Source organism: Methanosarcina hadiensis (genome assembly GCF_046529725.1).
GTDB classification, from domain to species: Archaea; Halobacteriota; Methanosarcinia; order Methanosarcinales; family Methanosarcinaceae; genus Methanosarcina; species Methanosarcina hadiensis.
This window is the reverse complement of sequence record NZ_CP136241.1, coordinates 2,976,356-2,996,830: the sequence shown is the minus strand read 5'-3', so window position 1 is coordinate 2,996,830 and position 20,475 is coordinate 2,976,356. Positions and strand designations below refer to the sequence as shown.

At 45.7% G+C, this 20,475-nt stretch carries 18 protein-coding genes; 2 read left to right on the top strand and 16 right to left on the bottom strand.

What is annotated here, in order from left to right; all coding sequences use genetic code 11:
• Positions 1-21: 21 nt before the first annotated feature.
• From RSJ42_RS12770 to RSJ42_RS12750, 5 genes are all read right to left on the bottom strand, one after another.
• On the bottom strand, positions 22-402 hold the full coding sequence (locus RSJ42_RS12770; RefSeq protein ID WP_410507661.1) for a DsrE/DsrF/TusD sulfur relay family protein: 381 nt from the start codon (positions 400-402) through the stop codon (positions 22-24).
• Positions 403-618: 216 nt separating this feature from the next.
• Entirely contained in the window at positions 619-1,416 is a 798-nt protein-coding gene (locus RSJ42_RS12765; RefSeq protein WP_410507660.1) for a (Fe-S)-binding protein, read from the bottom strand.
• Positions 1,417-1,679: 263 nt separating this feature from the next.
• A complete protein-coding gene (locus tag RSJ42_RS12760) occupies positions 1,680-2,477 on the bottom strand; it encodes a (Fe-S)-binding protein (RefSeq protein WP_410507659.1) in 798 nt (265 codons plus the stop codon).
• Between the two features lie 286 nt (positions 2,478-2,763).
• On the bottom strand, positions 2,764-3,957 hold the full coding sequence (locus tag RSJ42_RS12755) for an ammonium transporter (protein WP_410507658.1): 1,194 nt from the start codon (positions 3,955-3,957) through the stop codon (positions 2,764-2,766).
• Between the two features lie 10 nt (positions 3,958-3,967).
• Positions 3,968-4,312: a P-II family nitrogen regulator gene (locus RSJ42_RS12750; protein ID WP_410507657.1), complete on the bottom strand. Its 345-nt coding sequence runs from the start codon at positions 4,310-4,312 to the stop codon at positions 3,968-3,970.
• A gap of 199 nt (positions 4,313-4,511) precedes the next feature.
• On the opposite strand from RSJ42_RS12750, the gene RSJ42_RS12745 reads away from it, so the two are divergent.
• Positions 4,512-5,393, top strand: coding sequence for a class I SAM-dependent methyltransferase (locus RSJ42_RS12745; RefSeq protein ID WP_410507656.1), 882 nt, complete (start codon positions 4,512-4,514; stop codon positions 5,391-5,393).
• Between the two features lie 139 nt (positions 5,394-5,532).
• Here the strand turns inward: RSJ42_RS12745 and RSJ42_RS12740 are convergent, their stop codons facing one another.
• Entirely contained in the window at positions 5,533-6,087 is a 555-nt protein-coding gene (locus RSJ42_RS12740; protein ID WP_410507655.1) for a PEF-CTERM sorting domain-containing protein, read from the bottom strand.
• Between the two features lie 554 nt (positions 6,088-6,641).
• Between RSJ42_RS12740 and RSJ42_RS12735 the strand changes: the two genes are divergently transcribed.
• The gene (locus RSJ42_RS12735; RefSeq protein ID WP_410507654.1) at positions 6,642-9,461 is read left to right on the top strand and encodes a cache domain-containing protein; all 2,820 of its coding nucleotides are present in this window, start codon (positions 6,642-6,644) and stop codon (positions 9,459-9,461) included.
• 182 nt (positions 9,462-9,643) lie between these two features.
• Here RSJ42_RS12735 and RSJ42_RS12730 read toward each other — a convergent pair whose 3' ends face one another.
• The 10 genes from RSJ42_RS12730 to nifH all read right to left on the bottom strand — a co-directional run bounded on the left by RSJ42_RS12730 (position 9,644) and on the right by nifH (position 20,372).
• Complete coding sequence (locus RSJ42_RS12730) at positions 9,644-10,774, bottom strand: ABC transporter ATP-binding protein (RefSeq protein ID WP_410507653.1); 1,131 nt, start codon at positions 10,772-10,774, stop codon at positions 9,644-9,646.
• 78 nt (positions 10,775-10,852) lie between these two features.
• Positions 10,853-11,518, bottom strand: coding sequence for a molybdate ABC transporter permease subunit (gene modB / locus RSJ42_RS12725; RefSeq protein ID WP_410507652.1), 666 nt, complete (start codon positions 11,516-11,518; stop codon positions 10,853-10,855).
• A 98-nt stretch (positions 11,519-11,616) separates the two neighbouring features.
• Positions 11,617-12,420: a molybdate ABC transporter substrate-binding protein gene (gene modA, locus RSJ42_RS12720; RefSeq protein WP_410507651.1), complete on the bottom strand. Its 804-nt coding sequence runs from the start codon at positions 12,418-12,420 to the stop codon at positions 11,617-11,619.
• A complete protein-coding gene (locus tag RSJ42_RS12715; protein ID WP_410507650.1) occupies positions 12,417-14,006 on the bottom strand; it encodes a nitrogenase component 1 in 1,590 nt (529 codons plus the stop codon). Before RSJ42_RS12715 ends, modA begins: the two co-directional genes overlap by 4 nt.
• A gap of 12 nt (positions 14,007-14,018) precedes the next feature.
• Complete coding sequence (gene nifE, locus RSJ42_RS12710; protein ID WP_410507649.1) at positions 14,019-15,596, bottom strand: nitrogenase iron-molybdenum cofactor biosynthesis protein NifE; 1,578 nt, start codon at positions 15,594-15,596, stop codon at positions 14,019-14,021.
• A 186-nt stretch (positions 15,597-15,782) separates the two neighbouring features.
• Positions 15,783-17,153 carry a nitrogenase molybdenum-iron protein subunit beta gene (nifK, locus tag RSJ42_RS12705; RefSeq protein WP_410507648.1) on the bottom strand — a complete coding sequence of 457 codons (1,371 nt, stop codon included), beginning with the start codon at positions 17,151-17,153 and terminating at the stop codon, positions 15,783-15,785.
• A 27-nt stretch (positions 17,154-17,180) separates the two neighbouring features.
• Positions 17,181-18,779, bottom strand: coding sequence for a nitrogenase molybdenum-iron protein alpha chain (nifD, locus tag RSJ42_RS12700; RefSeq protein ID WP_410507647.1), 1,599 nt, complete (start codon positions 18,777-18,779; stop codon positions 17,181-17,183).
• Positions 18,779-19,156 (bottom strand): P-II family nitrogen regulator, encoded by a 378-nt coding sequence (locus tag RSJ42_RS12695; RefSeq protein ID WP_410507646.1) that lies wholly within the window; start codon positions 19,154-19,156, stop codon positions 18,779-18,781. Before RSJ42_RS12695 ends, nifD begins: the two co-directional genes overlap by 1 nt.
• A gap of 22 nt (positions 19,157-19,178) precedes the next feature.
• Positions 19,179-19,496: a P-II family nitrogen regulator gene (locus RSJ42_RS12690; RefSeq protein ID WP_410507645.1), complete on the bottom strand. Its 318-nt coding sequence runs from the start codon at positions 19,494-19,496 to the stop codon at positions 19,179-19,181.
• Positions 19,497-19,550: 54 nt separating this feature from the next.
• The gene (gene nifH, locus RSJ42_RS12685; RefSeq protein ID WP_410507644.1) at positions 19,551-20,372 is read right to left on the bottom strand and encodes a nitrogenase iron protein; all 822 of its coding nucleotides are present in this window, start codon (positions 20,370-20,372) and stop codon (positions 19,551-19,553) included.
• Between the last annotated feature and the right edge of the window lie 103 nt (positions 20,373-20,475).

The following is a 20,475-nucleotide window of genomic DNA, read 5'->3' as shown; positions in this document are numbered from 1 at the left end:
ATTCAAACCTCTCTTCGGCGTTTACCTTGACAGTGAAATTACTCTATCACTCTTTTTTAGCATTTCTGCGAGTTCATAAAGGCTGGAAATCTTTGTTCCAGGGAGATAGTCTTCGCAGTTACTTCCTTTCAAAGTATTCTCTTCCGCCAGATAGCCCCTTGCAGCAGCGCACCGTGCACACGCCCTGATTATAGCGCCTTTCTCTGCCAGTCCTGTAAAAAGTTTGCCTGTACTGGTAAAAAAAGAAGGGTTCTGGTCTTTTTTGAGGATGTGCACCGCATCCAGGTAAAGGAATATGTTCACCTGATATTTTTTAAGTGCTTCTTCGGCCAGTTTGCAGGCAATTTCAGCGTATTCGGAAATATAAGGGCCGTCAGTAAGCACTATAGTAAGCGTCTTCAAAATTGCCTCCGAACAAATTATATTTTTAGGACTTACGCGGTTGAACTGAAAAACAACAGCTCTAAACCTTCAACTGTCTAAATAGACGATTTAACTGCAAGGTCTATTGATCATGATTCTAATCCTCAAGTGCGTAAGTCCTAATTTTATTAACCGGATTTATGTTTTATTAAATAGTATTATTTTTTATTAACCGATTCTATTTTGTTTCCTGGATTAAATATAATTGGCCAGAACCTGCAGATGCTCCTGATTACTTGCGTACTTGGATTCTTTGAGAAGAGTACAATTTTCCAGAGAAACCTGTCTTGCCATAAGCTTGATGGCAAAGCTGTAGCACCCCTGTTCTCCGCATTTCCCGCAGTTAGTCTGGGGCAGATATCTGTAAACTTCCTTGAGGTCTACCCTTATCTTTTCCCTGGGAGCCGGAGCTACACCTTTTGCGATAGCTTCATTGATAATACTCTTCAGCCTTTCAAGTTCTTCTTTAGCTTCATCCTCATTTTTAATCATCCTGATGGAGACTTTCCCATTACCATAAATGGTTGTGATAATTTCTCCTTTTTGAATTATCAGGCTGTCTTTTTGATCCGAATAACTGCTTCTGGTAAAGAGGGGTTCAAGGAGTTTCAGGACTCCTCCCAGAGGCGGAGTCATATTTGCACTTACTCTGAGTCTTGATGAATCTGCTATGCAGGGCAAAACCTGTCTGATCCTTGCAATCTCTATTGGCTTTGCCTGAGAAAAGTCTGCAGTTTCTTCCTTGCCCTTTTCGGTTTTATTCTTAAGGAAATTCTTGCCGTATTCGCTCAATTTTACGGTTTTTTCTTCTAATTCAACCAGACCTGCCTGCTGTAAGATCTTGAGGTGAAAATCAAGCACCGCCTCTCCTGTTATTACTCCTATTTCTCCGGTGCTTTTACAACCGTTTTCCAGAAAATTAATTATTTTCCGGCGTGTATTGTTAGCCATAGCAAAGTTTACGAGCTTTGTCTCATGAGTATTTTCAGACATTTTTAAAACCTGCCGAAGCTTTCTGCCAGGTAGTCCCTTATAGCGATTCTGTTCAAAGGCTCTAACTGCCGCCCCTCCCTTTATAATCCCGGAATACAGACTGTATGCCGGAAAAATAGTATGTTCGGTAATCCGGAAGTATAAGAACTGTTAGTGAGAGAACTGTCAGCGAGAGGATTGTCAGTGAGCATTATCTCTAATTTCCCTTAGGGGTTCCTGGTTAAAGTAGTGTTTTTTTAATAACTGCAGCTCGGTATCTGCCGTTAAATATACGCACTCAGTACCTGAAGGTGTTCTAGATTGGTTGCATACTCCGGTTCTTTAATAGGAGTGCATTTGTCCAGACTTGTTTCTCCTCCCATGAGTTTTATTGCAAAGGTATAGCAGCTCTGATCACCGCATTTCCCGCAGTTGGTCTGGGGCAGGTATTTATAGATCTCCATAGCTTCGACTCTTACCTTTTCCCTGGGAGCCGGAGCAACTCCTTTTGCTATAGCTTCATTGATTGTGACCTTCAGGTTCTCAAGCCTGTTTTTTGCTTCTTCCTCATTTTTGATCATGGTCATGGTAACCTTTCCGGTTCCGTATATGGTGGTAATGACCTCATTTTGCTGTATAATGAGAGCGCCTATCCTATCCGAGTATCTGCCTCTCGGGAAAATCGGTTCAATAACCTTAAGCACTCCTCCTGGAGGCGGAGCCATATTTGCAATTGTCCTGAACTTTGAAGAATCTGCTATGCAGGGCAAAAGTTGCCTGACTTCTGTAATCTCAATGGGTTTTGCCTGTGAGAGGTCTGCACTTTTCTCCTGGTCTTTTTCTTCTTTGCCTTTAAGGAAGTTCCTGCCATATTCACTCAAGCTTGCAGTTCCTTCCTTCAGCTCCATCAAGCCTGCCTGCTGCAGAAGCTTGAGATGGAAGTCAAGCATTGTTTTTCCGGCTGCTGCTCCAATTTCCTCGACTGTTTTGTCGCCCTCATCAAGGAAATTCATAATCTTCCTTCGAGTAGCATTGGACATAGCATTATTTACCAGCTTTATCTCATTTGGGTTTCCCGGCATTTCCAGCACCTTCCAGAATCCTCAGTTAAATCCCATTTTTCCTGACGCTTAAAGCTATCAGCAAATTTTTTCTAAATAATGAAGTTTGCTTCTTCTTATTCATTTGGGATTCACTTATTAAAAACCAGAAAGACCAATATCAAAAAAGATTGATACGATCCTGACTCAGGCCTGATATTGGATTTGATGCTGCATGTTTCCTTACCAGATCCTGATTTCAGGAATGCAAAAAAGAGAAAATAAATTAGAAAGAATGGGTGAAGACCCACCCATAATTAAATGTTAATCAAATGTTATATGCTGCTTCACCGTGCTGAGTTTTGTCAAGCCCGATGATTTCCTCGCTTTCAGTAACTTTCAGTCCAATAGTCCTGTTGAGTACGAATCCGATAAGCAAGGTGCAGGCCATTGCGTATACAATGGTTATAATTACGCCTTGAAGCTGAATCATTAACTGAGCGGAATTGCCAAGCAGGAGACCTTCTCCTCCTACGCTTGCATATACTCCGGTTAATATCGCACCAACTATTCCGCCTACTCCGTGGACTCCGAATGCATCAAGCGAGTCATCGTATCCTAACCTGTTTTTGAACATCACAGCCTGGTAACATATGAAGCTTGCAACCGAACCTATAGCTATTGCTGCTACTGGCGTGACAAATCCGGCAGCAGGAGTTATTCCTACAAGCCCTGCAAGGATACCGGTTGCAAACCCGAGAGCTGTAGGACGTCCCAGGTGTGCCCATTCAAGCGCCATCCAGACAAAGCCGGCTGCAGCGGGAGCTACCAGAGTCGTCATGAATGCAAGGGCTGCGACTTCGTTTGCAGCAAGAGCCGAGCCTGCGTTGAATCCGAACCACCCGAACCAGAGGAGTCCGGCTCCGAGTAATGTCAGAGTAACGTTATGCGGCTTTAACGAATCAACACCATATCCCCTTCTTTTACCAAGGTAGGCCAGTATTGCAAGTGAAGACATGCCTGCAGTTATGTGGACAACGGTACCGCCTGCAAAGTCAAGGGCTTCTCCGGTGAGGAATCCCCCTCCCCAGACCCAGTGGCAGACAGGGGCATAGACAACGAGTCCCCAGAGCAGGATGAATGCAATGTAAGATTTGAATTTAACACGTCCTACAATGGCACCGGATATAAGTGCCGGAGTGATTATTGCGAACATCCCCTGAAATGCAATAAATGCATAGGTTGGAATCGTACCTGTTACGGAATAAAGATCTATTCCCTTCAGGAGTGCATTTTCAAGGCCGCCCACAAACCAGTTGCCTTCCGAAAAGGCAAGGGAGTAGCCTATTAATACCCATTCGAGGGCCAGGACGCCCATTGCAACAAATGAATGCATCATGCTGCTCAGTACATTTTTACGCTGGACAAGTCCTCCGTAGAACAATGCCAGTGCGGGAACCATTAACAATACCAATGCTGATGAAAGTAATACCCATACAGTGTCTGCTCCGTTTATAGCCATCTTCATCACCTCAAATTGCCTCAGGTCCGGTTTCGTTCGTACGGATCCTTATCACGTTCTCAAGCGGAAGCACAAAGATCTTTCCGCTTCCGACGTAACCGTCAATGCCTCTTGCTCCTGTTTTTATTGCCTCAATTGTTGGCTCCAGGAATTCATCATTTACCGCGATTTCAATCTTGATTTTTTCAAGTAAGTTTGCATCATACTCCATCGCTCTATAGATTTCCAGATACCCTTTTTGAGCGCCATAGCCTGAGACGGATGATACTGTCAATCTGTTTACTTCAATTTTCTGAAGCTCTCTTTTGACCGCATCAAGCCTTTCTGGCCTTATCATCGCAATTATGTATTTCATCAGGACCACCAATCGGTATCCTGTATCCTACTCTAAACTATTTAATATTATCTACATATGCGAGAAATTTTTATACAGTATTAGGCAGAAAATGCCGAATTGTTCGAAAATAGGCTCGTTTTGGCGGATTTGAAGTCAAATCACCTTTTTCCATAGCTTCAGTACGAGAACTTTTATTCCCTGAAACCAAATTCAGCATATGTTTGGAGAAATCGGAAGCATAAGAAACGAGGCAGACGAGACTTCTCTTCAAATTCTCTCCCTTTTCAGGGACAGTATAAGTGAAATCCGTCTGAACGAACCTGAATCCGTATCATCATATTTTAGCCCTGACTATTCGCATTATATTGTAGTGCATACCCCTCTGAATTTTAAGTTTCATGAAAACAGGGAGGAGTGGAACCTGCGCTTTTGCAGGGATGTCGGAGTTTCCATTGTGGAATTGATTACAGCTGAGGCTGGTAGTGCTTACGTGCGTGGCTTGATGGCGATTGACGGCTCAAAGGTCTATTCGATCCTGCCTTTTACTTCGATAGATGCAGGAAAAGCAAAAAAAGCCAGATTTCCTGAAGACCGCATGGCCAGTGTAAGGGGTAAGGTGATCCCTTCCGTGCTTCCCGGGATAAAAGGAGAGACCATCCTTGATATCGGTAGTGGCTTCGGAAACCTCACAATGGAGATTGCAAAAAATAATCCGGATTCACAGGTTTACGGCATTGACCTTCATGATTCCCTAACAGGCCAGGCAGAGATGAATGCAGAAGTTCTTGGGATACCTAATTTAAAGTTCAGGACCGGAAGTGCCTATGCTCTTCCTTTTGAAAGGGATTCTGTGGACGCTGCAACCTGTTTTCTCATGCTCCACCATTTAGAAGATATTAAGTTCGCGCTTTTCGAAATAAAGAGAGTGTTGAAAAAGGGCGGATCGTTAACTGCAGTTGAGCCGCTAGCACACCAGCACCATCACGGGCCCCAACTTTCGGAAGCTGAATGGAAAGAGCTTTTTGAGGATGTGGGTTTTTATGTGGAGACGGAAAATATGGACGGAGCGGTTATTTTGAAAGCCGTGAAAACGGAATAATATTGAATATTGAGAAGAATGATTCTAAATATGGATTGAAAGATTGTCAGGCGCATTAAAGAAGTCTTATTTTCTTTCAATCCATCTTAACAGCAGTTATCAAAATAAAAATCTACTTCGGTAACAATTCCTTTAAAATTTATTCTTTTCTTCTCTGGAACACAAATATCAAACCAAGTACAGCAGCTACTGGAAGTGCAACAGTGGGGAATTCAGGAATCTGATTATAGCTCAGATTATCGAATTTTATTCTCGTACAAGGAAACAACTCATCCCCGGATAATTGAACATTCATTATGGGATTTTGAGTACTGCTCTCAATATGTAATGTTCTCTCTATCCAAAAGATAGTACATTTAGAATCAGATATTCTTTTTCCATTTACTAGAAACCCATCCATATGACCTATCGCAGCGTCATCCTTGAAATCTATAGAAACTGAAGTTACATGGGGGGAAAAATTAATTGTACAGGCATCGCCTACGGGGGAAAATCCTAAGTTTCCATTACCAGTAGAAACAACCTTTGCTCCTACAAATGTCACTCCAAGATCTGCATAAGCATTACCTATGCTCTGGCCAGCGCTCAAACCGTCACCATCGAAATCTATGGCCACTTCTTCTGCACTTACTGGCACCACCATTATTGCGACAGAAACCAGCATCATTATAATAGATAAAAGACTCGTTTTCATGTTTTTACCTCTTCCATTATTATTTTCCAGCAACTATAAATATTCTGATCAGAATATTAATTGAAAGAAATATTCAAAATTTTACTGCATATTATATATATCTATATGATCTATATTTTCTTGGAAAGTAGGCTTACTCTGGCTCTGTTTATTTTCCTCAACTAAATCATGCAGTATTTTTTCCTTGTGCTTTTGTCATTTCTTTGGAAAATTAAGAGTAAAAAAAGAAGAAGCAAATTATCTTCTGTAAGGAATTTCGGAAAAACCGTAAGATAAATTAATCTATTCTTATCATCTTTCAATCCGCTTGAAGCTTCAAGTGAAAAGAAGCTTCATTTTTTTTGGGATTAAATATCAAAAAATAACTGCAACGATTATGTGCTCCATTTTTCCATCTATTCAAAAGTTTATCCACTTCTACCCTGATTGAAGGTAAATAATACTTGAGCTATTTTTGCTCCAATTCTCCAGTATGCTCTTTCAAAACGCTTTCTTTTGAAAATTGGTGAGATGCATTCAGTATTTACTTATATGCTGATCAGTAGACTCCTATTATGTCGCAATCGGTATGGTACACGTGCTTTATTCTTATTGCGGTATTTTTTGGAGCCATATCTCCAGCCGCTGGATCCACTTCGGGATGTGAAGCTGCATCTGCAGACATTGACGATAACACTATATTGGCTAACCTGACATGCTACACAGAACAGCTGCCGCCTTATAATTACATGGAGAATGGCACGCTAAAAGGCGTTTCTGTTGATCTCCTTGAAGCGATTACAGAAAAGGTGGGGAAAAAGGTGACCAGGGAAGAGATAAATCTGGTTCCCTGGACTGAGGGATATCAGAATGTTCTCACCAGGAATAATACGGTTCTCTTCGCCACAGCAAAAACTCCAGAACGGGAGCAGTCCTTCAAGTGGGTAGGGCCTATTTACTCCGATAGGTACGTTCTGTTTGCCAAAAGAGACCTGGGAAGTAAAATAGATGGCCCTGAAGATCTTAAGGAATACCGGATTGGAGTTCTCACGGATGATGCAGCGGCTCAGCAACTGCTCGATATCGGGGTGAACCAGAGCCAGATCGTGCCCAAAAGCAACGTATCTGCAAACATCGCCGCACTCGAGAATGATGAGATAGATCTCTGGGCGTGTCCTGAGGAAGCAGGAAGGTACTTCGCTGAACAGGTAACCGGGAACTATTATTCCTACACGGTTGTGTACCAATTAGAGACCCAGGATCTTTATTATGCCTTCAATATAAATACTTCTGATTCAGTCATTAAATCCTTCCAGCAGGCACTCGATGCCCTTAAACAGGAGAAAGATGCAGCAGGAATCAGTACATATGATAGGATCCTTGGGCAATATATCCCATCGATCGGCCTTGCCCAGCTTAATTACCTGACTGAAGAATGGGCTCCATTCAATTACCAGGAGGATGGAAGTGTCAAAGGCATCTCTGTCGAGTTGCTCGAGTCTATTTTCAAGAATGTAGGCGTGAACAGCTCACAACCAGATGTCCGCATTGTCCCTCTAGCCAAAGGTTTCCAGACCGCACAGAACAATACCAGTACGGTTCTTTTCTCTATCGTCCGCACGCCGGAACGTGAACCCCTCTATAAGTGGGCAGGACCTTTTACCAGAGCCAGCTTTGTCCTTTATGCACCGATAAACAGTAAAATTAGAATATCCTCTGCAGAAGATCTTAATCAATACCGGATAGGTGCGGTGCAGGCTTCTATCGAAAATGACCTTCTCGCCAGCCAGGGTATGAATGAATCGCAGATTGTCAATGGCGAAACACCCGAGGATCTCCTCCAGATGCTGGATGAAGGCGAGATCGATCTCTGGGCAACCGGAGACCTTGCAGGGCGGCACCAGATGTTACAGAGTTCGGGAGATCCCAATGCCTATGAGATCGTATATACTCTGAGTGAGAACGACTTCTATTATATTTTCAGCAAAGACGTGCCTGATACTCTGGTCAGTGCCTTTGAGCAGGCTATTGAGACGGTGAAGTATCAAAAAGACGAGCAGGGAGTCAGTGATTATGAGCGGATAATTTACCGGAATCTGGGCGTCGGATGCACCCAGCAAACATTCTCTGATAACGCTGTAATAGAGCTTGTAAACACAACCGCCGCAGCAATCGAAAAGGATGCTTCCGGCACGTTCCGGCGTATCAATGTAGGCGAAACCCCTTATCGGGACTCTGAGGATCCAGGCCTCTATTCCTTTGTGTACGATACGAATATGACCGTCGTTGCTCATGCAGACAACATTCAGCTTGTCGGAAAGAATATGACAGGAAAAGCAGATGTTGCCGGCAATCCGTTCCACGATGAAATTCTAGAAGGGGCATTGAGTAACAGGACCGGCTGGGTGGATTATGTCTATATGCATCCTGTCCAGACGAACCTGTACTATAAAACCACCTACTATCGGTTAACTCAGGGAAGCGACGGGAACTCCTACATTGTATGCAGTGGTAATTACAAGGACTGCAAGAATGAATCAGAAGAAGCGCCTGCCAACAATTCTACTGCATCTCCCGAGGAACTCGTAGCATTCGTCGAGAAAGCCTTTGAATATGCGCATGTAAACGGACAGGAAACTGCTCTTCGTGAGTTCAACAACCAGACCGGTAAATTTGTTGACGGTGAACTCTATATCTTCGCATACGATACGAAAGGCAATACACTGGCTCTGCCCTTCCAGCCCGAGATTATCGGGACTAACCGGTGGAATCTCACGGATGCTAATGGCACACTGTTTATCCAGGACCTGATCGCCACCGCGCAGTCAGGTGGAGGCTTTGTCCAGTATCTCTATGAGGACCCTGCAGATAACTTCACTGTCAAACAAAAACTCAGCTACGTGATGATGGTAGACAATGACTGGATCATAGGGGCTGGCATTTACAATCCGCCGGAGAATTCGTCGATAGTAAGTGTGGGAACAGATCCCCAGGTAAGAAATAGCCTGAAATCTTTTGTCGGGGAAGCAATTTCGTATGCCAATACAAGCGGAAAGGATGCTGCAATTGCGGAATTCAATGATCAGAATGGGACTTTCGTCCGCGGCAACCTCTATATCTATGCTTTCGATTATAACGGAACGACCCTGGCGCTCCCCTATCAGCCTCAGCTGATCGGAACTGACCTTTCAGGGCTCCAGGATCCCTACGGAGTGAATTATACGAAAGTCGAGATCTTTCTGGCTCAGCAAGGAGGAGGGTATCTTTTCTACCACTATTACAACCCTGCCCGCAATATGACCCTTGAACCAAAAATGAGCTACGTCCAGAGTGTCGACGATACATGGTGGCTGGGGGCGGGAACCTACATAGAGGATCTGAACCAGACTACCTGAAAGGTTGATACGAAAGAAATTACCCCTGGGCAGTTTGTCTGTCTGGGTAATTTCTTTTTTAATTCATTATACCGTAGATTAGTCCTCTTGAGCTCAGCCTGGTAATAAATGCCCAAAAATTAGTCCTCTTGAGCGAGCAAAGCGAGCGAAAAGGACCCCGTCCTCCCGAGACGGAACTCGGGTTAGAAAACAATCATGTCCGAAGCCCTTAGTCTGACCATGCATTCGTCTCCTGCCTTTATTTTTAATGAGTCAAAAACATGGTTTGTAATCTCTACTTTCAGGACATCTTCGCTCTCTTTAAGTATTAAAGACATAATTCGGCTGGTACCTTTGTTCACCACGTTCATTATTGTCCCGTCGAACAGGTTTTTCCTGTCCTCATGGCGGATGACCTGCATATTTTTCTTATCCACAAGCTCGATACTTTCAGGCCTGATGCCCCAGCTAACCCTGTCTCCTGCCATGCGTTCTATATAAGGGGCGGTAATCTCTGTTCCGAGAGACCACAGGAAGGTACACTCAGCTCCCTGCCCGTGACCTTCTACCACAGCATCATCAAAGAGGTTTGAGAAGCCCACAAGTTCAGCAACATAACGGGTTTTCGGGTGATAAAATATGTCTTCTGGAGACCCTATCTGCTGCACTTTGCCGCCGTCAAAGACTACCATCCTGTCAGCCATGGTAAAGGCTTCTACAGGATCGTGAGTAACGAAGATTACAGGAATTCCAAGCCTTTTCTGGATCGTATGCAGCTCTTTTCTCAGCTTCATGCGGACAACGGTATCCAGGGATGAGAATGGCTCATCCAGGAGCAGGACATCCGGATCGGGCGCAAGGGAGCGGCCAAGAGCAACTTTCTGTTTCTGTCCTCCTGAGAGTTTATCAGGATATGCAAACTCAAGCTCTTCGATTCCCATAAGGCCCAGCATCTCGTTCACTCTTTTTTTCTTTTCCACGGGGCTCAGGCCTTTTAATCCGAACTCGATGTTCTGCCGGACATTCATGTGAGGGAAGAGAGCATTTTCCTGAAACATGTACCCGATTTTTCGTTTCTGGGGAGGCAGGTTTATTCTTTTCCTGCTGTCAAAGTACACGGTGCCGTTTATCTTTATAGTCCCTGCATCCGGGGTTTCCAGCCCTGCAATGCAGCGGAGAGCCGTAGTTTTTCCCGAACCTGAGCAGCCGAAAAGGACTGAGAAATTGGAGTCTGCATCGAAGCTGCAGTTCATTGAAAAGCTGGGGTTTTCTCCTCTTTTTTTCCTGTTTTTCCTTCCGTAGAATTCCTTTTCAATGTCAACTTCGACAGTCATTCCTGATCTCACCCTGTTTTACCATACTCACATTTCTATTCTCGTTCCCGATCTCGTTTCTTATTCTTCTGTCTGTTTTTACCGTTCGCCCAACCTGCTAGTAACTGCAATCGTACCGAGGGAAACTATCACCAGGATAGCTACCAGCAGGTTCGCAAGCTCATTGTTTCCGGTCTGGTATGCCCCGTAGATAGAAAGTGGCATTGTGCCTGTCTTTCCCGGAATATTCCCTGCAACCATAAGGGTTGCTCCGAATTCTCCTGCTGCCCTTGCAAAGCTCAGGATGCAGCCTGCGATAATGCCTTTTTTTGCAATCGGAAGGGTTATGAAGAGAGCAGTTTCCAGTTCACTCCTGCCAAGGATACAGGCAACCTCTTCTACACTCCTGTCCACTGCTCCTATGGAAGACGAAGCCGTCTTTATCATCAGGGGCAAGGATACAACAAAAGCTGCAATAGCAGCCGCCTGCCAGGTAAAAAGTATCCCGCTTCCCGTGAGCTTTATGAGGACACTCCCAAGGACCCCGTTTTTTCCAAGCAGGATCACCAGGATATAACCTGTTACGGTTGGAGGCAGAACCAGGGGAAGAGTTACGAGCACGTCAGCCAGCCATTTTCCGGCAAAATCTTTTTTTGCCAGCACGTAGGCGATTATAATCCCCAGAAATGCCACAAAGAAAGTTGAAACTGCAGCAATTTTAAGAGTAAGCATTAGCGGGCTCATAACTACCTTAAGCATTTCCATTAAATCCCTTTCCAATTTTCAGGTTCTATTCCCGGTGTCTGAATTTCATCCTTTTCAGAGTTTTTCAGCTAATGGTTCTTATCTTCCTGTTCCTGTGTTTACGGCTTTTCAAAACCATATTCTGCCAGGATTTCCTGTCCTCTGGTTCCGGTAACGAAATTAACAAACTTTTGAGCTTCTTCCTTGTTCGCGGAGCCCTTTATTACTGCTATTGGGTAAGAAATAGGTTCATTAATCTGGACTGTAAATGCTATTTTATACAGATCTTTGTTCCCGCTTTCAGCATCAGTCTCGTATACGAAACCTGCATCGACCTCTCCGGTTTCTACATAAGTCAGCACCTGCTTCACAGTGTCTGAGAAGATGACTTTACTTTCAACTTCATCCCATACTCCTGATGTTTCAAACGCCTGTTTTGTATATTTTCCAACAGGCGCAGTTTCAGGGTTTCCTATTGCGATTTTTCCTATGCCGCCTTCAGCCAGATCTTCTAAGGTCTTCGGGACTCTGGAGCCATTTTTCTGAGGCACAACCATTACGAGGCTATTTGCTGCAAAGTCTTTTCTTGAGTTTTCTTCTATCAGGCCTTTTTCATAGAGGAGGTCCATATCGCTTTCTGAAGCCGAGGCGAACACATCAACAGGTGCGCCTGATTCTATTTGTGTTCGAAGCGTTCCCGAACCTGCAAGGTTCAATTCAACCTTTGTGCCGGGATGGTCGGCTTCAAACTCTGCGGCAATGTCAGTGAAAGCCTCAGTAAGGCTTGAAGCAGCAGAAACAGTAATGGTGGTCGGCTTCTCTTCCCCTGGTACAGGTGAGCCTGCAACGAAGGCAAGTATTGCAAGGCAGATGATTGCAGCAAGAGAGGGAAATACCAGTTTTTTTGCTTTACTTTCACTCATTGAGCTCCCTCTATGCAGCCGTTTCCTGCTCTCTCGCCTGCATGTGCAGACGGTTCAACCTGTACAGGTGCAGTGAAATTATCAGTAGCTTCAAGGATGGCATTGGTGACCCTGTCCAGCAGTTCAAGGGCTCCCCTGTATCCGACAGTTAGGATTCGCTGTGCGCCTACCCTGTCGTGGACTGGCAGTCCGACCCTTACAAGGGGAATGCCGCGTGATTTCGCAATATATCTCCCATTTGAGTTCCCTATCAGGATTTCAGGGCTGTATTCCCTTACCGCATCATTGAGGCTGTCAAAGTCAATTCCGTCAAAGATTACAGGTTCCAGTTCCGGCCTTATCTCTTTAAATACCTGCCTGATTTTCGTTTCAAAGTCCCGGCTTTTGCTTCCGGTTGCCACCAGAACTGGGTTCATCCCGAGCTCAAGCATAAAAGTGGTAAGGCTAAATACGGTGTCCGGGTCTCCGTAGACCGCTGACTTTACCCCATAGAGGTATTTATGCACGTCAACCATAGCATCGAGGAGCCTTCCCCTTTCTTTCTGGTATTTATCGGGGACAGGACAGCCCAGTATTCTGACAAGTTTAGTAAAGAGAAGGTCGGTGTTTGAGAGCCCTATGGGAATTGGGACATTGTGTCCGGGAACCCCATGCGAAGCTTCAAGATATCCCACAGCCAGGTTCGTGCTGACAACACCCAGGCCGAGGCTTGCCCTGCTGTCAGGCATATCTTTTATTTCAGAAAGCGGAGTGCCTCCGGCTGCTATTCTGGGAAGCTCTTCTCTCAGGGGCGCATCAAAGGTCTCGGAAATGTCCGGAAGGAAGATGAAACTCCCTGCGGTCTCTGCAAGGATTTCTTTTAGTTCCCTTACATCAGCCGGGGAAATGCTCTCAACCGGAATAAGGTTGAGTCTGCCATTTGAAGCTTCTTTTGCGGCTTCTGTCGAATCAGTTTTTTCTTCCATTTCCTGACTTTTTTCTTCCCGGATTCTTTCTTTCGCTTTTTCTTTTTCCAGGATTTCCGTATATCCCATAATTTCCATGCTTTCCATGTAACTTATGAGCTCTATGCTTTCCGGGATGTTCGGTTTTTCCTGAGCCTCAGGTTTTTCCGTAAGTTTTCTAACAACGGCATCAATGGCTTTTATATATCCGCTGACATGGCTCTCTCCATAGCTGGGAGTTGAAACCGGAATGATTATGATATCTTTTTGAGGGTCGTCTCCGATCCCTTCTTCCTCTTTAAATTCCCTTATAATCGCAGGAACGTCGTCCCCTATTGTTTCGGCAAGGCAGGTAGTGGCGACACCTATCACTTTCGGGTTGTACCTCTTGATGACGTTTCTCAGCCCTTTTTTCAGGTTTTCCCTGCCTCCGTAGACAGCCCCTTTTTCACTGAGGGAGCTCGAGGCAATATCTACGGGCTCCCTGAAGTGGTGGGCAAGATGAAGGCGCATATAGGTGCTGCAGCCCTGGGAGCCGTGGTAGAGTACCATGGTATTTTCGATTCCCTTAAAGGCAAGGGCACTTCCCATTGGCTGGCACATAACGCAGGGGTTCACGGTTGCATAGTTTCTTACAGTCAACTCATTGCCTCCTCATACCTGGCTCTCAACTGCAGCATCTGACCTGGAGCGTAAAAACTCCGGTTTCATGGATAGACCTTTACATTTCTTTACATGCGGCTTTTCGGAAATCTTTCCTTCAACCCTGTTTTCTTCCTGTCTCAATTCTACCGTGGCTTTTTCTGGCTCCGAGCATTCGGGTTTAAGGGTCTTCTGCCTGACAGCTTTCCAGACAGGGCTGTTAATGGACGCATCCACTTCCTTTGCGAAATTTACAAAGCCGTTAAAGCCTTCGAATTCCACTACCCTGTCGTGGTTGAAGTCACAGAAGGCAACTCCAAGCTTATATGCGATAAACCTCTCTTTTACGCCTGCAACCATCAGGTCAGCTTTCTGTTTCACAAGCAGGTCTGCAAGTTCCAGGGGGTTCGCATCGTCTACAATGACAGTCCCGTCCCTGACCGAATAGCTGATCTGCTCGTAGTCTTCTTTTTTCCCGGTCTGGGTCCCGATGATAACCACCTCCATACCGAGTTCTGCAAAGCCTTTGATGAGCGTGAGGGCTTTTGCAGGGCCTCCCATGTAGATGGCTGCCTTTTTCCCTCTGACTCTCTCCCGGATCCGGGAAATTTCAGGCATTATCCGGTTCGTTTCGGCTTCAAGGATCTTTTCTGCTATCTTTTTCATCTCTTCCGAGCCGAAGTATTCCGCCGTTTTCCTGAGAGCTATCGAAATATCTTCAATTCCGAAGAAACTTACAGTTTGATATGGAATTCCATACTCTTTCTGCATCCATTTTGCAAGATAGGTCATGGATCCGCTGCACTGGACGAGGTTAAGGTCTGCTTCCGCGGCCCTTGAAATTGATTTTGCAGTTGAATCTCCAGTCATGAAGACGATAACCTCAACTCCCATCTGCTCAAGGAGTGGTTTGATTAACCAGACGTCTCCTGCCACATTGAAATCACCGAGAATATTGATTTTCGGCTTTTTGATTTCTGGTTTCCTGAATTCAGTTTTCACTTCTAGTTCCTTTTTCACAACTCCGTTTTCAGGCCTTTTGATCAGCTTTTTTAAGGCATCGCAGGCAGCCTTGTATCCGTCGGACTTGTTGCCCTTGAAACCTTCGGACTTTACAGGGATTACCGGGATATCGTGCTTCTTGCTTGCTGTTTTGCAGACCGACTCGAGGTCATCTCCGATGATTCCCACAATGCATGTGGAATACACGAAAACGACCGGGGGGCGGTAGAGCCCTGCAAGCTCGTCAATGGCACTGGAGAGTTTTTTCTCCCCTCCAAAGACCACATCGATCTCTTTCATGTCCGTGCTGAAACTGGTGCGGTTCGTTTCCACCCCGCTGGACTTTGCGCCCCGGATATCCCAGGTATAGCCTGCACAGCCTATAGGGCCGTGGACCAGATGGACGGCATCGGTTACGGGGTTTAAGACAACCCTGGCTCCGGAATAAACACAGGCCCTCTGGCTTATGGCTCCCGCAAGGGAGTTATTGTCACAGGCGAGAGGGATTACCTGCCCCCTTTCCTGCTTTCTGGTAATGTATGGTTGCCTTTCTTCGAGAGTATCCACTATCCCGGTTTTCTCAATCATCTCTTTCACTCCCCTCTGCTTCTGTTTTCAGATTTTTATCTGCCTTCAGAACTGCAGCGGCGGTTTTCCACTTCTCCCGTTTTTAAGTTCTCGGTTTTAATTCCCAGCTTTGATTTTTAAAATTAAATTTCTTTTTTCCAAACTTTTTATTTTTGGGGAATCAGTCACTTTTGTTTAAGCAACTCCTTACTGGATGGTTTCAAGCAGCCAGTCTGGCGCGTCCCTGTCTTTCCTGTCGAGCAGGGTATTTCCTATGCGCTCCACCAGTCGTGCAGCTCCGGCGTACCCCATGATTGGGAAATAGTGCAGATTGGCCCGGTCCATAATGGGGAAGCCTACCCTCACAAGGGGCACATCCTCTGCCCTTGAAATGAATTTCCCGTATGTATTGCCGATTAGGAGGTCCACGGGCTTTCGCTTTATGATCTGGTGGAGCATGAAGAGGTCCCCTCCCGAAATGATATCGGCGTCCGGGTACTCGGAACCTATGAGTCCTTCTACTTCTTTTTCAAATTCAGAGCTCTGAGTGCCTGTAAGCACCACACTCGGCTCCATGCCCATTTCCAGCACAAGGCTCGTAAGCCCTGAAATTATGTCCGGGTCTCCATATATGGCAGCCTTTTTCGCATGGTAATGAGGGTGGGCATCGGTCATCATATCTACCAGCCTGCCTCGTTCATCCTCGAGTTCCGGAGGAATTGCTACATTGGCAAGCTTTGCCGCGTTCATAATGAAGCGGTCAGTGTTCCTTATCCCTATAGGGGTGGGTCCTATCTTTGCCGGAACCTTAAACTTGCTTTCCAGGATTTTTGCTGCTGCGCCTCCTGCCATTCTGCAGAGGGCTATAGTTCCGAGGGAGTTTGCGGAATCTTCTATATCTCCTATGGGAGTCCCGCCTTTCGGGTACATGCCCGGCTCTCCGGTAAGGGGTGCGTCAAAGACGTCGGTCGTGTCCGGGAAGACAATGTTCGGGATTCCCATGATTGAGAGTATGCGCTTCATTTCCCGAATATCACCGGGTTCCACAAAACCGGGAATAAGGTTGAGTTTTCCGTTCGGCTTGGTTTTTCTGGCAAAGGTGGTCACAAAGGACTTTACCATGTTGTCATAGCCGGTTATGTGGGTGCCAACGTAACTCGGAGTTGAAGCTGCGCAGATCTTGATTGATGGGTCTATGAGTTCTTCAGCACTTACGTCTTCCAAGATGACTCCTAAGTCGTCTCCTATGGTTTCGGCTACGCAGGTAGTGTGAATGGCAATTACTTCGGGTTTGTAGATTGAAGTCATGTTTACAAGTGCTTCCTTAAGGTTTGCAGCGCCTCCGAAGACTGCGGTTCCTTCAGAGAAACTGCTGGTAGTTGCCAGTGCAGCTTCCCTGTAGTGTCTGCTTAAGCACATACGCAGGTAGGAGAGGCATCCCTGAGACCCGTGACTGTGCGGCATGCAGTTGTGTACGCCAAGAGCTGCATAGACTGCTCCTATTGGCTGGCAGATTTTTGCAGGGTTGATGGTTGCTGCTTCTCTGGTTATTTCTTCGCATGGGGTATAGTCAAGCATTTTTATCACCTCTTAATTTTTTGCCTCTCAGTCCATTCCTGCAGCTTTCCATGGCGGGTTTATGAACCTCCAGGTGGGGCTGTGCAAAGCCATGTCTACATCCTGTGCGAACTTCACGACTCCAGAAAAGCCGGTGTAGGGTCCACTGTAGTCATAGGAGTGCATCTGCCTTGAGGGAATTCCTAGTTTCTGGGCCCAGTACTTATCCTTGATTCCGGAACAGAAGAGATCAGGTTTGAGGGCTTTTACAAGGACTTCGGTCTCGTGGTGGTTCAGATCATCAACGACAATGGTCCCGTCTTTCATATGAGGGAACATCCCTTCATATTCCATGAGCCCAATTTTCTTTTTCAACTCTTCTATCCTTTCCGGACTGACGGTGGGCTTAATACTTTCATCTCTTTCATAGTGAATATCCTCAAGGATCGAGCCAAGAGCATTTTCTTTGATCTGGGGTATGATCTGCCTGCCTTCGTAGTCATCCCTGTGGGCAAACTGGTAGCCTGCAACAATCACTTTCATGCCAAGTTCCTCAAAGAGGTCTGAGTAGTGATCGCTCCTGGATCCTCCTACATAAATGAAGATAGTTTTTCCCTTGAGTTTCTTCCTGTACTTTTCAACCTCAGGTGCATATTTCGCTTTTTCTTCGGCAATGATTTCTTCAGTCTTCCTGGTAATTTCCGGGTCGTCAAAGAACTTCGCCATTTTCCGGAGAGACTTTTCAGTACCTTTTGTGCCTATATAGTCAACTTTCAGCCAGGGAACTCCGTATTTTTCTTCCATCATCCGGTTAGTGTAGTTGATTGAACGGTGGCACAGCAGAATGCTGAGTTTTGCCTGGTGGGCCTGCGCTATCTTGTGGAATGACCCATCTCCAGTGAAAACCGAAACAATTCTATAACCTATTTTTTCAAGAATCGGCTTTACCTGCCAGAAATCTCCTCCTATATTGTATTCTCCAAATACATTGATATCAAAGGGCGTTGGATCTTTGATCTCCTCGGTTCCGATAAGGTGTTCCATCAGAAGATTGCTTGCGATGTGGTGTCCTGCCGACTGACTGACTCCTTTATACCCTTCACATCTTGAAGGAACAACTTTGATTCCGTACTCCTTTTCAGCTTGCCTGGAAACGGATTCAATATCATCACCTATCAGGCCCACAGGGCAGGTAGCAGAAACCGTAATTGCTTCGGGTTTGAAGATCTTTACAACCTCGTCAATGGTTTTCTTGAGCTTCTTCTCACCACCAAAGACGATATCAGTTTCCTTCATGTCCGTGGACACACAGTAGTTGCTGAAGTTGTCTCCACCTTCTTCGGCTTTTGCAAGGTTTCGCCTGGTTCCCCAGGTAAAGTATGCACAGCCTATAGGGCCGTGGACGATGTGTACCATATCTTTTATAGGGCCGAAGACCACACCTTTCGAGCCCGCAAAGGCACATCCGCGGTTTGTGAGGATGCCTGGAATTACCTTGTCATTGGCTTCGATATGCTGTTCGGCAGAACAGTCCCTGACAACCAGGTGTTTTCTCCTGTTCCTGGCAGCTTTTTCCGGGAGCACCTTCAGTATATCATCGACAAGCTGCTGTTTGTGTTTAATTCCGGCATCTATTTCGGCTCCCATTACATCATCTCCCTGTTCACAGTCGCATCTCCGCTTTCTCCGGTCCGGATGCGGTATGCTTCGCTGATGTCTGACACGAAAATCTTTCCGTCTCCCGGATGCCCTGTCTGGTTTACTTCGATAATCTTCTGGACTACTTCGTTTACGTTTTCGTCGTCCACAACAACGGTAAACATGCGTTTCGGAATGAAACGAATACAGGTCTCTGCTTCCTTTTCCGGATCTGGCAGAGGCGGGTTAAATTCAAAGCAGAGCCCTTTCTGTTTCCCGCGGCCCATTACCCTTCTTACGGTGAAGGAGGGAAAGCCGCATTCAAGGAGAACATCCTTGGTTTTCTGGACTTTGTTCATCCTGATTATTGCCGTAATCTCTTTCACGGAATTTTCCTCCGAATTCTACTTAAAGTCCGGGCTTTCCAGTCCTTATGGTGTAGGCTTCTTCGACCGGATTTACAAAGATCCTTCCGTCTCCATACTTTCCGGTCCTGGCTGCTTCCATTATAGTCTGTACAGCTTTGTCCTTGTGTTCGTCTTCGACAACCATCAGGAGCATAGTTTTCTGCAGCTCGTCATAGTGCACATCTGCAATATGGATCCCTTTCTGCTTGCCTCGCCCGAAGACTTCCATTTTCGTAAGGGAAATACAGCCCTCTTTTTCTAGGCTCTCGACAACCTTTGATTCCATTCCAGGTCTTATGATTGCACGTATCATTTGCATTTTTTTCATCTCCTCTATATTTCGACGCCAACTATCTCGGTAGTCACTCAGCATTTACAGCTCAACAATTCCGAATTCCACCATCATTGCTTCTAACTCTTCCATCGGGAGAGGAGTCGGAACCACGAGTTTGGTATTGTTCTGGACATTGTTGGCGAGAGTCAGGTATTCTTTTGCCTGGTTGGATTCGGGGTCAAAGTCAATTACAGTCTTTCGGTTAATTTCCGCCCTCTGGACGATGTTATCCCTGGGCACGAAATGGATTAGCTGGCTCCCCAGTTTCTTTGCAAATGCTTCGAGGAGTTCGCGCTCACCGTCCACATTCCTGCTGTTGCAGATGATACCTCCGAGACGTGCCCCTCCTTTTGCGAATTTGGACAGGCCTTTGCAGATGTTGTTTGCTGCATAAATTGCCATAAGCTCCCCACTGGCAACAATGTAGATCTCCTTGGCTTTTCCTTCGCGGATAGGCATGGCAAAGCCTCCGCATACGACATCACCAAGCACATCGTAGAAAACATAGTCAAGGTCGTCAGTGTAAGCTCCCAGGTTTTCGAGCAGCCCGATTGAAGTGATGATGCCTCGACCTGCACAGCCTACACCGGGCTCTGGTCCTCCGGATTCCACACATTTGATGTTTCCAAAGCCAGGCTGTACCACAGTTTCAAGGTGTACTCCTTCGTCTCCTTCACTCCTGAGTGTATCAAGTACGGTCTTCTGGTTCAGCCCGCCAAGCAACATTCTCGTAGAGTCTGCTTTCGGGTCACAACCTACTAGAAGAATTTTGTTTCCCATAGTCGCAAGGGCTGCAGTAAGATTCTGCGTGGTAGTGGATTTACCTATACCGCCCTTTCCGTAGATTGCTATCTGTCTCATGTTTTGCCTTGCTCCTTGTTTATTTAATCGTTCTACCGGAAGCCGGTAACCGTTGTACTACTACATATTATTTAAAATTTTCTACAATATGGAATACTTCTTT